This window comes from Synechococcus sp. CBW1002 (assembly GCF_015840915.1).
GTDB lineage: Bacteria > Cyanobacteriota > Cyanobacteriia > PCC-6307 > Cyanobiaceae > CBW1002.
In genome coordinates this window covers 436,400-449,832 of record NZ_CP060398.1, presented here as the reverse complement: position 1 = coordinate 449,832, position 13,433 = coordinate 436,400, and the positions used below count along the sequence as shown (strand labels likewise).

The 13,433-nt window shown below is 63.7% G+C and carries 11 protein-coding genes and 3 pseudogenes; 5 read left to right on the top strand and 9 right to left on the bottom strand.

What is annotated here, in order from left to right; all coding sequences use genetic code 11:
• Nucleotides 1-8: 8 nt before the first annotated feature.
• Nucleotides 9-989: a response regulator gene (locus H8F24_RS02080; protein WP_197170742.1), complete on the top strand. Its 981-nt coding sequence runs from the start codon at nucleotides 9-11 to the stop codon at nucleotides 987-989.
• On the opposite strand, the gene H8F24_RS02075 is transcribed toward H8F24_RS02080, so the two are convergent.
• From H8F24_RS02075 to H8F24_RS02060, 6 genes are all read right to left on the bottom strand, one after another.
• The gene (locus H8F24_RS02075; RefSeq protein ID WP_197170740.1) at nucleotides 970-3,690 is read right to left on the bottom strand and encodes an AAA family ATPase; all 2,721 of its coding nucleotides are present in this window, start codon (nucleotides 3,688-3,690) and stop codon (nucleotides 970-972) included. The two genes, H8F24_RS02080 and H8F24_RS02075, sit on opposite strands and share 20 nt — an antisense overlap.
• Before the next feature lie 31 nt (nucleotides 3,691-3,721).
• Entirely contained in the window at nucleotides 3,722-4,912 is a 1,191-nt protein-coding gene (locus H8F24_RS02070) for a DNA repair exonuclease (protein ID WP_197170738.1), read from the bottom strand.
• 129 nt (nucleotides 4,913-5,041) lie between these two features.
• Nucleotides 5,042-5,698 (bottom strand): hypothetical protein, encoded by a 657-nt coding sequence (locus H8F24_RS19025; RefSeq protein ID WP_231598036.1) that lies wholly within the window; start codon nucleotides 5,696-5,698, stop codon nucleotides 5,042-5,044.
• On the bottom strand, nucleotides 5,698-6,390 hold the full coding sequence (locus tag H8F24_RS19020) for an HAD family hydrolase (protein WP_231598035.1): 693 nt from the start codon (nucleotides 6,388-6,390) through the stop codon (nucleotides 5,698-5,700). The genes H8F24_RS19025 and H8F24_RS19020 overlap by 1 nt, the downstream gene beginning before the upstream one ends.
• Nucleotides 6,375-7,469, bottom strand: coding sequence for an HAD-IC family P-type ATPase (locus H8F24_RS19015; RefSeq protein WP_231598034.1), 1,095 nt, complete (start codon nucleotides 7,467-7,469; stop codon nucleotides 6,375-6,377). Before H8F24_RS19015 ends, H8F24_RS19020 begins: the two co-directional genes overlap by 16 nt.
• Before the next feature lie 196 nt (nucleotides 7,470-7,665).
• Nucleotides 7,666-8,109: a DUF302 domain-containing protein gene (locus tag H8F24_RS02060; RefSeq protein ID WP_231598033.1), complete on the bottom strand. Its 444-nt coding sequence runs from the start codon at nucleotides 8,107-8,109 to the stop codon at nucleotides 7,666-7,668.
• Between H8F24_RS02060 and H8F24_RS02055 the strand changes: the two are divergent.
• Nucleotides 8,099-9,098, top strand: a pseudogene (locus tag H8F24_RS02055) (IS5 family transposase). The gene H8F24_RS02060 and the pseudogene H8F24_RS02055 sit on opposite strands and share 11 nt — an antisense overlap.
• On the opposite strand, the pseudogene H8F24_RS02050 reads toward H8F24_RS02055, so the two are convergent.
• From H8F24_RS02050 to H8F24_RS02040, 3 genes and pseudogenes are all read right to left on the bottom strand, one after another.
• Nucleotides 9,073-9,678: pseudogene (locus tag H8F24_RS02050) on the bottom strand (IS1595 family transposase); the annotation flags it as partial. The pseudogenes H8F24_RS02055 and H8F24_RS02050 sit on opposite strands and share 26 nt — an antisense overlap.
• Before the next feature lie 153 nt (nucleotides 9,679-9,831).
• Entirely contained in the window at nucleotides 9,832-10,863 is a 1,032-nt protein-coding gene (locus H8F24_RS02045) for an IS110 family transposase (RefSeq protein ID WP_370594783.1), read from the bottom strand.
• A gap of 270 nt (nucleotides 10,864-11,133) precedes the next feature.
• Nucleotides 11,134-11,478, bottom strand: a pseudogene (locus H8F24_RS02040) (transposase); the annotation flags it as partial.
• Nucleotides 11,479-11,781: 303 nt separating this feature from the next.
• Between H8F24_RS02040 and H8F24_RS02035 the strand changes: the two are divergent.
• From H8F24_RS02035 to H8F24_RS02025, 3 genes are all read left to right on the top strand, one after another.
• Entirely contained in the window at nucleotides 11,782-12,033 is a 252-nt protein-coding gene (locus H8F24_RS02035; RefSeq protein ID WP_231598032.1) for a type II toxin-antitoxin system Phd/YefM family antitoxin, read from the top strand.
• Nucleotides 12,034-12,043: 10 nt separating this feature from the next.
• A complete protein-coding gene (locus H8F24_RS02030) occupies nucleotides 12,044-12,451 on the top strand; it encodes a type II toxin-antitoxin system VapC family toxin (protein WP_370594782.1) in 408 nt (135 codons plus the stop codon).
• 70 nt (nucleotides 12,452-12,521) lie between these two features.
• Nucleotides 12,522-12,803, top strand: coding sequence for a hypothetical protein (locus tag H8F24_RS02025; RefSeq protein ID WP_197170735.1), 282 nt, complete (start codon nucleotides 12,522-12,524; stop codon nucleotides 12,801-12,803).
• Nucleotides 12,804-13,433: the final 630 nt, after the last annotated feature.

Sequence of the window (13,433 nt, the reverse complement as noted above, 5' to 3'; positions counted from 1 at the left end):
CCAAGGCGTTGACGCTCGAGGTTTCGCTGGCTCCAGAGGCGCCGAGATGGCTGCTTGGGGATGAGGTCAAGTTGCGTCAGATCCTCTTCAATCTTCTCGGCAATGCTTGTAAATATACGGATGCCGGTGGCGTCAGTCTCGTTGTCGAGTCTTCGCCGCGTGGTGAGGATGGTGTTGACCTTGGCTTCAAGGTCACGGATACGGGCCTTGGCATCTCCGACGACTTTCAGGCCATCCTGTTTGAAGAGTTCACCCGTCAGTCCCTGAGGGATCAGGATGGCCGCAGCTCCGGCCTTGGTCTGGCCATCACCCGCCGCCTCTGCAGGCTCATGGGTGGTGATCTTGCCGTGGTCTCCAGGCTCGGTGAAGGGAGTTGCTTCACGGCCACGATTCCCTTCAGCCTCGCCTTGGCCCCGGCGCGGTCAGCGCTGTCCACAGTGAAGGAACCTGAATCAGCTGATCCGGTGGATCTGAAAGCAAACAAGCCGGCGACATCGAAACCGCAAGTCGAGCTGCTGTCAGAAACCCTGGCCGAGGTGCCCTCGGAAAAGCAATCCGAGGTGCTGTCAGAAACACAGGTGAAAGGCCTTCAAGGTGTCGGAATCCTGGTGGCGGAAGATGGTCGCGTCAATCAGCGGATGATTGAGTTGATGTTGGCCAAGTTGGGCCTCAAGGCTGACTTTGTTGCCGACGGTCAGGCCGCCGTGGAGCGGATCGAGGCCGGTGGGATTGATCTGGTGTTCATGGATATCCAGATGCCCCGATTGGATGGGGTTTCAGCCACGCGTGAGTTGCGCCGGCGCGGTTTCCAGGGGTTGTACGTGATCGCCCTGACGGCCTATGCGTTCGAGACGCAGCGCCAGGAATGCCAGGGTGCCGGCATGAATGACTTCCTCACCAAGCCGGTGCGCCTGGAGGATCTCGCTGCAGCGCTGCAGCGTTTCCGGCTCAGGCGGGGCCTCGGCGGCCTCAGCCGGACCCGAGCCTGACCTGGGTGGCGGTTTCGATCAGCGTGCTGCGTTCCAGGTCACAGGTGAGCAGCACCACCTGCAGACCCTGGGCGCTGGCCTCGGTCAGCATCCGCACCACCCCGGCCTGCCGCTCCCGGTCGGAATGGGCGAAGGCATCGTCGAACAGCAGCGGCAGGCTGCCGTCGTAGGCCCCGGCCAGCACTTCGGCCATCGCCACCCGCAGGGCGGCGGCGAACTGCTCCCGAGCGCCGGTGCTGAGCACCTCGAATGGAAAGGCGGCTTCACCGCCGCGGCGCCATTGCAGTTGCTGGAAGCCATGGCGGGCGTCGTAGGAGAGCGCCGTGCGGGGCGCATCCGGGAACACATGGGCCAGGTAGGTGGCGATGCGCTTCGTCAACGGAGCGGCGTACTGGCTTGCCATGGCGTTCTGTTCCTCCTCCAGCAGCTGGCGCAGCAGGTTGAGCGTGCCGGCCTCCTGTTCGAGGCGCTCCCGCTCCACCCGCCGCGATTCCAGTTCGGCCTGTTTCTGCTCCAGTTCAGCCTGCAGATCGATGCGTCCATCGCCATGCAGTCGGCTCTCGGCACGGATGCGGGCTTCATGGGCCTCACGCTCCTGCTGCTGCAGCGTGGCGATGGCCCGATCGAGGCTCCGGGCCTGCAGATCCAGGTGGTCCGGCTCGAGGGCGGCCCGCTCGGCTACCAGCGCGGCGAGCCTGGCTTCGCTCTGCTGCAGGCGCGTGACCAGCTCGGTGATCACCGTCTCCAGGTTGGCGGCGGAACGGCAACGCTGCAGCACGGCATTGATGCGGGTCCGGGCCTCCAGCAGCTGCGACTCCCCATCGCGGAGTGCCTGGCTGGTGGTCTCGATCGAGGCCTTGAGGGCCTCAAGCGCCGCTTCGCTGGCTTCCAGGCTGCGCTGCTGCTGTTGCTCCGCGGCGAGAGCCTGGGTTCGGACGGCACGGGCGTTCTGCAGGTCCAGCTCCAGGGAAGCGAGCCGGGCTGTCGAGTCCTGATCGGACGCCGTGTCGTCGATCGGATCGGCGGGCTGTGCTGCGAGCTGTGCCTCCAGGGCCGTGAGGCGTTGGCGAATGCTCGCCGGATCCTCGGCACCACGCTGAGCGGCCAGCCGTTCCCGTTCCGCCAGCAGGTCACTGCGCCGACGCTCGGCGGTGGCAGCTTCCTCCACACTGCTCACCTGCCAGAGCCTCAGGGCCTTACCGAGGGCCGCATCCGCGTCCTGCAGCTTCTGCTGCGCCGCAGCGGCGGTGGTGCCACCACCGGGCACCAGCCGCAACTCCACGTCGTTGCCCACCCTCAGCACGGTCGGTTCGGCCAGCAACCGGGTGGTGCCGGCAGTCAGGTCCTCGCCATCCACCCGGATGGACTGGCCGGCTCGGATCACCTCGAGGCCCGTTGCCATGGCCTCCGCCCTGGCGCGGCTGGTCTGGACAGTTTCCCCTAATCGGCGCAGGGCCTCCACCGCCTTGGCATCGATCGCGGGCAGGCGCTGCAGATCCTTCTCCAGGCCTGTCAGGTCTGCCTGCAGTTGCTCGACCCTGGAGAGCTGCTGCGCCAGTTCCTGTTTCTGAAGCTGCAGGCGGACACGGCTGAGCCGTTGCTCGATCTGTTCAGCGGCGGTCGTGCCGGTTGCGCTGGCCTGCCGCAGGGTATCGAGCTGGGTACGTGCCGCCTGCCGCTGTTGCTCAGCCGCCGGGAGTTTGCTGCACAGGGCTCCGTGCTCTGCGGCTTTTGGCGCCAGCGCGGCTTCCAGCGCGGCCACCCGTTGGCCCTGCTGCTGGAGTTCCTGCTGGTCGCGCCGCTGCTCGTCCAGCTGCTTGCGCAGCCCTTCCAGCAGAGGGCCCTCCTGGTCGATCAGGGTCTGGAGCTCACGGCTGCGCCCCAGGCGTTCCTCGAGGGCCTGGCGTTCCTTGCGGCGCTGCGGCAGTTCGATGGCCAGGCGGTCCTGAAGCTCAGTCGCCGCTGCATAGGCCTGCTGGGCCTGCGCCTGCTGCTGCAACGTGTCGCCGATGGCGGCCAGCTCAACCTCGGCCTGCTGCATCGCCTCGCGGGCCCGCTGCAACTCCGATCCCCGGCGCAGCTGGGGAGCACGCGTCGCGCTGCCTGGGGTGAAGACCGTGGCCCAGCGGGTCTGAATGTCGTCGAGCACCGCCAGATCCAGGGGCGATTGCACCCCCAGGTCGGCACCGGCCTGCAGACGCTCCACCAGCCGGTCGTGGTCATAGGCGCTGGAGCTGAGCGCCAGGGGGTTGTCGCTGGCGGACCCCTGCCAGACCCAGAGATGGCCCCACCGCTCTTTGAGCTGGTCTGCGGCAGCACGGTTGCGGGCCACGGCGGCGGTGCCGATCAGTTCAGCCAGCCGTTCCTCGGCGGCATCGCCCTGGAGGCTGCGGCCGCCGGAGTCCTGCAAGGCGATGCTGCCGCGGCTGCCCGCGAAGCGTTTGCGCAGCGTCCAGGTGTCGCCGCCGGCGGCGAAGGCCAGCACCACCTCGGGATCGGCCATGAAGGGATCGGTCTTCATGCCCTCGAGCACGGCGCCACCGGTCTTGACTGGCAGGAACAGGGCCCGGTGCAGGGCTTCGGCGAGGGTGCTCTTGCCCGACTGGTTCGGTCCAGCGATCACCGTGAAGCGGGGATCAAAGTTCACCGTCAGGTCACGGTGCAGGCGGTAGTCGCGGATGCGGGCCGAAAGCAGGCGCATGGGCTGGTGTGTCCTCGTGGATCGTCGGTCTTCAGTGGCTTTCGCAGGCGCGGTGCAGTTCGCGCAGGCCCATGCGGGCCAGTTCCGCGGAGTCTTCCGGGCTGCTCTCGATCAGCTGCTGCAGCCGCTGGGCCACGCGGGCCACCAACGGATCACCGGAGCGCCGGGTGAGCTGACGCAGTTCGGCCGCATCCGGGGCGACACGGGTGTGGTCGCGCCGCTTGAGGCGCAGCAGGCGGGCCTCGAGGCGCTGCAGCAGATCCTGCAGGCGGCCGGCAGCGGCCAGGCTGAGGCTGCCCTCAAGCTCCAGCAGCAGCAGGTCTTCGTTGCTGCGGGGGCCGATGGCATCCCTCAGCAGTTGCTCCAGGCGCTCCAGGTCGGCGTCGCTGTTGAACCGGTGGGCGATCTGATGCCAGCGGATGCCACCGGTGGGCACCGGAAAGGTTTCTGGCTGCCCACCTCGCGAGACGCTCACCATCAGCACCTGACCGGAGCGGTACGCGGCGCTGCGGGGGAAGCGGTCCATCTCGTGACAGCCGGCGTACCAGGCCCGCGGGCTCACCTGCTTGAGGCCATGCCAGTCGCCGAGGGCGACGTAGTCGATCTCCCCGGCCGGTAGGCGGGCCAGATCGATGCGGTTGGTGGGCACCGGCGGATTCTCGTCGTCGGTGTCGCTGCTGTCTTCCGCGCCAAATCCCTGGATCGATCCATGGGCCAGCACGATGCGGGGCTGGTCTGCCCAGGCGGTGAAGTCCATGTGGCGCAACCAGGCGGTGGGATCGACGGGTTCGGCCTTGCGCAGCAAGGGGCAGGGCAGCACCACCCCAGGGCCGAGGCCGAGGCTGGTCAGCGTCAACGGCTTGCGCTCCAGCAACACATGCAGGTTGGGGGCCAGGTGGTGACGCTCCTCCTGGAAATAGGTCTCCTGCCAGAGGCTGCCGGCGCCGCCGTGGTCGTGGTTGCCCGGAATCACCAGCACCGGCAGCTCCAGGGCTCCGATGGCGCTGCAGGCGGCCGACACGTTGGAGCGGGTGGGCTGATGGGAATCGAACAGATCACCCGCCACCGCGATGAAGGCGGCCCCGTGCTGCTGCGCTACCTGCCCCAGCCTCCCGATGGCGCTCAGACGCTCCTGGCGCAGGCGGGCCCGCTTGTCGGGATCGCTGACCCGGGCATAGGGCTTGCCGAGCTGCCAGTCGGCGGTGTGGAGGAACTGGATCACGGGCGTTGGAGGTGCAAGGGGCAGGTGAGGCCAGGGTGGAGGAGCTGGTCCAACGCTATGGCGATCCTGGCCAGGGCCGCTCCAAGCTCGGCATGGCCGGCTCGCATGGGCGTCGTCGTTGCCTCCTGGTCAATTGGCAGGCAGTTGTGGGCTGAGGATCGAATCAGCCATCAACTTCAGGCGGTCGTTAACCAAGAACCAAGCCAGGGCATAGCCCCAGACCACCAAGGCCCAATCCCACCCCAGCGGGGTCATCAGCCATCCATACACCGCGATCAGCGTTGCCACCAGTTGCGTGCCGCAAACGGCCAACAGCAGAACCCGTGCCGGTCGTATGGACCAGAAAGGCCCGCGCGTGCGTGTGAGGAAGATGGTCAGATGTCCAGCCACGGAGAGCTTCAGATACATCAGGGTCTGACTATGGGCACGGTCAAGATGAAAGACGCGCTCCGCGAGATAGAACAAGCCAAACGCTGAAACGACCCCAATGGCGCCCAAGGCTGCCGCGATCCCCATGACCGTGCGCATATGCCATCGTTCTGGATCGCTGCTGACATGAACGTTGTCGTAGGCAATCGACAAGATGGCGCCGTCATTCAGTAGGGCCAGCATCACGATCATGACTGCGGTCACGGGATAGAAGTTAAATGCCAGGATCGAGGCCGTCATGAAGAGCAGGACGCGCAGAGTTTCCGCGATGCGGTAGATCGCGTAGCTGTTCATCCTCTGGAAGATTTTGCGACTTGCCTTGATGGCCTTGATCATCACGGACAGTCCCGGCTTCATCAGCACGATCGAGGCCGCGCCACGCGCCGCGTCTGTTGCATCCGAAACGGCGAGCCGCAGTCGGCTTTTTTGAGCGCGGGTGCATCGTTGACGCCATCGCCTGTCATGCCGACGATGTGGCCGTGCTGCTGGAGGACATCGACAATCTGAAACTTATGCTCAGGGAACACCTGGGCGAATCCATCCGCTGTCTCGATCGACTCTGCCAACCGTTCCGACTGATCGGTCGTGCTGGTCCCGAAGCCACTGGCATCGAGAATCCTGGAGCCCATCCCCAGTTCCTCTGCCGTTTCCTGGGCGATCGGCAATTGATCACCGGTCACCATCTTGATCGTCACTCCCATCTGGCGTGCTGTCGCGATGGTCGCTTTGGCTTCGTCGCGAGGAGGATCAAACAGGGGTAAGGCTCCAAGACACTGCCACTGCTGCTGTGTATCCGTGCGGGCCACTCCCAGCGAACGGAATCCACGTGCGGCGAACTCGCTGATCGCGCGATCAACGGCGGCCGACACCTGGGCAGCATTGGCCGACAACGCCAGGATCACTTGCGGTGCACCCTTGGTGACCTTGAATTCGATTCCGTCCAATCCCCTGACGGTGGCTTCGGTTCGCTTGTGAACCGGGTCGAAGGGCTGGAAATGAACCAACTGGTAGCCATCCAGGCTCTGATGATCGCTCAGTCCGTCCAGCACTGCTTGATCGGATCCTTGTTGTCGGATCGTGAGGCCAGGGCTGCGGTAAAAATTACCAGATCCGGATCCCTGTCTCCGCTGGATGAATCCAAGCTGGGGGACCTGACGCTGAAAGGATCGCCAAGTGTCAGCTTGTTCTGAGTCAGTGTGCCCGTTTGATCCGAGCAAAGTACATCAACGCCAGCCAATTCTTCGATGGCCGCCAACCGTGTCACGATCGCCCCTTTTTTCGTCAGCAGGCGCGCTCCCACCGCCATGGTCACCGAGAGCACGGTGGGCATGGCCACGGGAATCGCAGCAACGGTCAACACCAGGGCGAACTGAAGGGTGGTAAGTAGTGGGTCGCCGCGCAGCAACGCGACTGTGATGATCACCGACACCAGAGCCAGCGCTAGGAGGATCAGGACATTGCCGATCTTCAGGACGGCTTGTTGAAAGTGACTGACGCTGGCCGCTGCCTGCACCAGTTCAGCTGTCTTGCCGAAGTATGTGTTCGATCCTGTGGCGTAGACCATGGCATCGATATCACTCCGGCGGATGATCAATCCCGAGAACACGGCGTCATCGCATTGGTGTGTGGCCGCTAACGATGCACCCGTCAGCGCCGACTGATCTACCTGCGGCAGATCACCATCCAGCAAGCGCGCATCCGCTGGCACGATGTCGCCGAGGCGTAGATGGATGACGTCGCCAGGTACCAGTTCCCGCGACTCCAAAGTGGTCCACTGGCCATCCCGTTTCACCTGCGCCTTCATGGCCAACTTGGCTTTGAGCGCCGCGATGGCATGACCAGCCTGGTGTTCTTCCCAGAAACCGATCACCGCATTGGCGAGAAGCAGCAGGATGATGGCGAAGTCTGGCCAATGCTGGGCCACTGAGGAGAGGAGCGCCGCTGCTTCAATCATCCATGGAATCGGACCCCAGAAATAGGTCAGAAGCTTCAGGATCTGATTCGTCTTCTTTTCGGTAAGTTCGTTACTGCCATACTGAGCCAAGCGACGCAGCGCTTCGGTCTGACTCAGCCCATTCGCTGAAGACTTCAGCTTCTCCTGTAGCTGCTGTCCAGCCAGGTCGTCCAACTCCCCAGTGTGCCCATGGCGCTGCTGTGCTGGACTCATCGTCGTTGGGTTTCTTGGTTGGATTTCCTCGTTGGGGTGGATCCGTCCTCGGTGGGATTGTTTTTTGGTTCTCCTTGCCTGGGTCTAAGGCCGGTTGTCTGCGAGATTGTTGGGCATCATCGTGAGCGCAGGCCGCCGCCGCTCATGCTGCTGCTGTTCATATTGCCGCAGACTGGATGATGGCTGTCGTGGCGGATTCAACGTCGTGGGCCAGCTCTATCAAACCTGGTTCGGTGGACAAGTTGCTGAGCATGTCTTCGGGCCGGATCATGCCGATCCGGGTCTGGCCTGCTTCGGTGAAGACGGAGATCCGGCAGGGCAGGGCCATGGTCAGCTTCATGTCCTTGCTCAGTACGTAGGCTGCCTGCTGGGGATTGCACACTTCAAATACCTGGCACTGCTCGGAGAAGTTGATACCTTTGCTGCGCAGGCTGTCACCGAGATCAAGTACTGCCAACACGCCGAATCCGTTCGCTGCCACAGCGGCCTGAAGATCGGCACTTGCCTGATCGAATGCTTTAGGGAGACTCTGGAAAACCCCGCCACCCTGCGCGACAATGGCCTTGTGATCGGTGACGTGGTCAGGCTTGATGGACGCCAAGCAGTTCGGTTTTGGTGATTACGAGCAGTCCACGGCCAAAAAGCGCACCCGGCGAGAGCGATTTCTGGCTGAGATGGAGGCGGTTGTTCCCTGGAAAGCACTGATCGATCTGATCGAACCCCACTACCCCAGGACCAGCAGCAAGGGCGGTCGGCCGCCCTATCCGTTGGAAACCATGCTGCGGATTCATCTGCTGCAGCAGTGGTATGACCTGAGCGATCCGGCGATGGAGGATGCGCTGCTTGAGGTGGCGACCATGCGCCGCTTTGCCGGTATCGCCCTGATCACCGACCGGATCCCGGATGAGACCACGATCCTGGCGTTCCGGCATCTACTGGAGGAGAAGGATCTGGGCGCGCAGATCTTTGAAGCCGTGAAGGCCCACCTCAAGGCCAATGGCATGGTTATGAAGCAGGGCACGATCATCGATGCGACCATCATCGCGGCACCAAGCTCCACAAAGAATGAGAAGCGGGAGAGGGATCCTGAGATGCACCAGACCTGCAAGGGCAAGCAATGGCACTTTGGGATGTAGCCGTAGGCCCGCGAAGCGGTAGGTCCACATCGGGGTGGACAGCGAGAGCGGCCTCATCCACTCGGTGGAAACGACCGCCGCCAATGTGCATGACCTCACTCCCGCCGCTGAACTCCTGCACGGTGAAGAGACAGTGGTCTACGCAGATGCCGGGTACCAGGGTATTGAGAAACGACCCGAGATGGAAGGCAGGGGTATCGGCTTCCGTACTGCCATGCGTCCAGGCAAGCGTCGCGCGTTACCGGATACACCCGAGGGGAGGGTGGATGACCTGATCGAGACGGCAAAGGCTCACTTCCGTGCCAAGGTGGAGCATCCGTTCCGCGTGATCAAGCGCCAGTTCGGCTTTCAAAAGACCCGGCTGCGTGGAATGCTCAAGAACCGCTGCAAGGTGAATGTGCTGGCCGGCCTCTCAAACCTATTCTTGATTACCCATAAGCCTCCGCAAGCCTGAGATCCCGCTCCGTGCAAGGCATGCAGCAGCAGACTGCATTGGCGATGCGCTCGGTCATCTCAGCCATGGCAAAGCGCCGATTGAAGCGGAAGCAGAAGCCGCCCAGGTAGCGCTTGGCGTACTTGTCAAAGTTGAAGGCATGGAAGGTGCCGTTGAAGCTGGTCTTTAGGTTGCCCAGCAGGGTGTTGATCCAGCGGAACTGCGGCAGGTCGTTGGGGTGCTTGCCGGTGGTGACATTCGCCTTGTGGTGGCAGTTGGCCGTGGTCACGGCGCGGAAGCAGGCCAGGCCATCGGAGAGTACATCGCTACCGGGAGTCAGATTATTCAAGGACCAGTTAGCGATCGCCTCTGAACTGAAGCTATTCACCGGCGCGATCTTTGCGTGGATCGGATGGCCGGACTCGTTCAACGAGACGGCTGCCACGATCGGAATCTTGTTTTCTGATCCGCGACCCACCTTGCCGCCAGTGCGTTCTCCGCCGAGGTAGGCATCATCTATCTGAATCTTTCCCCGCAGCAGATACTCCTCCTCCCGTTAGCTCATCGCCCGCAGGATCTTGTTGTGAAGCAGCCAGGCGGTGATGCTCGTATAGATCGTCAACCCCCCTGGCGCAGCTTTTCGCCAATGCCGTGACGGAGAGGCGGCCGGCTCTTCATCCGCCAACCAGCCCGCCCGCAATGGAGGAGCGGGCGGGCTGGTTGGCGGGAGCCTGGGCTGTTGCCCCCTGGGGGCTCATGCCTTCTTCAACCGCACGGCTGGACCACCCATGAGGATTCGAAACACCTCGCGGGCAATGAACCGCTTGAGGCAGCGGAGGATCTCCGCTTTCGAGAGCCCCTCCTCTGTTCGACGCTCGGCATAGGCCTGGGTCTGCTCGTCCCATCGCAGCCGCACCACCGCGATCCGGTGCAGTGCCGCATTGGCCTGACGGTTGCCGCCCCGATTCAGGCGATGTCGGTGGGTCTTACCAGAGCTTGCTGGTAGGGGATTAACGCCGCAGAGCGCTGCAAAACTGGCGTCGCTGCGCAGGCGCTCCGGGTTATCCCCAGTCGCGGTGAGCAGAGTGGCGGCGTTGTCGACTCCCACGCCAAAGGTCTGGCGCAGAGCGGGACAAACAGCCTGGGTGAGCTGATCAAGGTCGTCCCGCAACCCTGCGATTTCCACTTCCAGGGCCAGAACCCGGCGAGCCAGGGTTCGCAGTGCCCGTTTGGCGGCGGCCAGCGGAGCATCCAGCGGGCCTGGCCTCAGGGCCGAGCAGGCCCGGATCAGGGCGCTGCGGTGCAGAGGCTCCAGCCGCTCGCGCAGGGCCGCCGGAGCGGTCACCAGAATCGCTTTGATCTGGTTGATCGCCCGGGTGCGGCTGCCGGTGGCCGAATCCTTGGCGCACTTGAGCATCCGGATCATTTCCACCCTTTCGCCGCCTGCCTTGGGTGTCACCGTGGCCGTGCCGGCGATCCACGCTCGGGCAGCGGCCTCGGCATCGATGGCGTCATTCTTGCCGAGGCGGCGCCTGGTGGAGCGATCGGGGCGGTTCACCTCGACGACCTCGTAGCCAGCATCGACAAGCTCACGGCACAGCCCGGCTCCGAAAGAACCGGTGCCCTCGACGGCAAAGACCGGCGTGTAGCCGAATTGCTCAGTCCAGGTCATCAGCTCGTCATAGCCCCTTCGGGTTGTGGGAATCCGGAAGTCGCCGAGCCTGCCGCCGTTGGGAGCCAGGGCCACAGCCACATGGATGTCCTTGTGGGTGTCGACGCCGATCACAACATCAGGCGCCCGCTGATGAACGGACTGTGTCAGGGTTGCTGATGCCATCGATGCCAGATGGTGGTGGGGAGAAGCGATCAGCGGGGAGGTCGGACAGGACTGTGATGGGGCCTCTTGACCAGGCTCGTATCAGGTCACGACACTTCTCCGTTGATCGGCCCCATCAATGCAGATCGACAGATCACGCAGAAAGGCACTGAGCTGGCCAGGCCGGTCGTAGTTCGAGTCAGATCTGCTGATGATGGGGTTGCCAGGATCATCACAGTCGTAGTTGACGCCCAGGTGACGACTCAATTCCAGCGAGGAGATCCCGTTCTTGGCCTGGCCGATCAGATAAAAGGCCAGGAACCAGTTTGTCAGAGGGAGCTTGGTGGCCTGCAGGATCGTGCCGGCCGTGAGTGTTGTCTGATGGCCGCAGTTGCGGCATTGGTAGCGCTTGAGTCGTCGGCCGTAAACCAGGCCATGTTCATGCCCATTGCAGCGAGGGCACCGGAACCCATCCGGCCAGCGAGCCTTCTCCAGAGCAGCCTCACATTGCTCCTCTGTGCCGTAGAGCCGCTGGAACTCAGGCAGAGACAGGCCCTTCTGGAACTGGATGCCGTTGCGTGCCATGGCCAGAACAGTATCTGTGTACCACTCTAGTCGGGACAAATGGCCTGCACGGAGCGAGCTGGGTAATCAAGAACCTATTTATGGCGCACCATGAGTTGCTATGCAAGACATGACTGGGGGAGTGGTGTGCCCATTTGGGGCAGGCACCACCCCAAATGGGCAAGATTCAGCGTCCACAAAGGTGAATTCAGGCTGATCAACAACCGATCCACCCTCAAATTGTTCATCCTGAACAATGCGCGACTCCAGGCCCTTTTTAAGGGGGGCGTTGTCCAGAGGTTCCTTAGCCGTACCTGGACTAAGTTGATTCCATTGCGGACCCTGGCCATGCAGGTGAACCTCCACGACGCCAAGACCCACCTCTCCCGCTACGTGGCGCAGGCCCTTGAAGGGGAGGAGGTGGTGATTGCCAAGGCTGGCCGTCCACTGGTGCGGCTGGTGCCGGTGCACAACCCCTCCGAGGTCCGGCGAGGAGGGTTCCTGCAGGGTGCCGCCGTGGCCCGTGCCGACCTGAAGGCTGACTTCGCCAGCGAGATCGACCATCTGTTCGGCTGATCAGGCCATCGTGACCCGAACCGAGCCCCTGCCCCTGCTCCTGGACACCCAGCTGCTGCTCTGGTGGGCCATTGAACCTAAGCGCCTGCCAGCAGCCGTGGCCGGCCTTCTGGCTGATCCGGCCCAGCCATTGGTCCTCAGCGTGGTGAGCCTCTGGGAAGTGGCGATCAAGTCGTCACTCGGGCGAGCCGATTTCCAGGTGGAAGCTGCTGCCCTGCGCCTGGGTCTGCTTGGCCAGGGATTCCGCGAGCTGCCTGTGCGCGCCGAACACGCCCTGGCCGTCCAGCACCTTCCCTGGCTTCACCGTGATCCGTTCGACCGCCTCCTGGTGGTGCAGGCCCAGGTGGAAGGCCTGCGGTTGTTCAGTGCCGATCGCACCCTGGCGGCCTACGGACCACCTGTGGAAACCGTGGGTTGATCCGCAGCCCGCGCCCGATGTCCGCATGAGCCGCCAAGGCCGGCCCGGAATCCTCAGGGGTCCCGCGTCTGTGCCTGTGCTGCTCCTTCAACGCCTCCTTCTCCGCCTCTGGCCGCAGCGGGCCCGATCGGTCTCACCGGCCCTTCCGGCCTCCCCCGGTCACAGCCAGGCCGTGGCAGACCAGCAGGATCTGCTCAGCGAGCTGCAACTGCTCCAGCTGGGCCACAGCCTCCAGCAGCAGGCCCAGAAAACGGGTCGTTACGACGGTCCCGCCGCCGAGGCCCTGTTAGGCATCGCCGATGCCCTGGAGCTTCACCACGGCTGGGATCCGCTGCTGGTCGAGGCCTGCTGAAGCTCTTGCCCGCAGACGTCTGCGCCAGGCCGATTTCCAGCAAGTCGGCCTGGCGGGCCGTGGCCTTGCTCATCGCCACCTGGCAGTGCTCCAGGTGATACAGAACCGGGGAGTTCGGGCTGGGGAACTTGCGCCGCCAGTGCTGACCTGCTCGAAAGAGGCCGCTGTTGCGCCAGCGGGCCAGGGTTCGTTCGCTCACGCCCAGGTGTTCACGGGCCTCGCGGGCCGTGGCTCAGAGGCCGGGATGACAGGAATGCATCGGCTGATGGCAGTTGTGCCCGCAGGGGCTGGGGATGCACCCGAGGACCCAGGAGGCGCCGGCCGAGTGCACGGGAGGCTATCGGACCCGCCCCTGTCAGCCCCTGTCCGGCCATTCCCGCTGGTGCGCAGCCTGCGCACGGGCCTGGATTTTGCGCACATCATGCGCACGACGGTCCAAAACAGGGCATAAAAAGGGCTCCCGGGAAATCCGAGAGCCCTTGGTGTAACTGGATCGGGGCGACAGGATTCGAACCTGCGACCTAGTGCTCCCAAAGCGACAGACAGAGATCTGCTCCAGACTGCTCTGAAGTGCTCCCAAGTGCTCTAGAGCTTGTCATAGCAGTCTTTTCAGACTTTCATGGGGAGGGG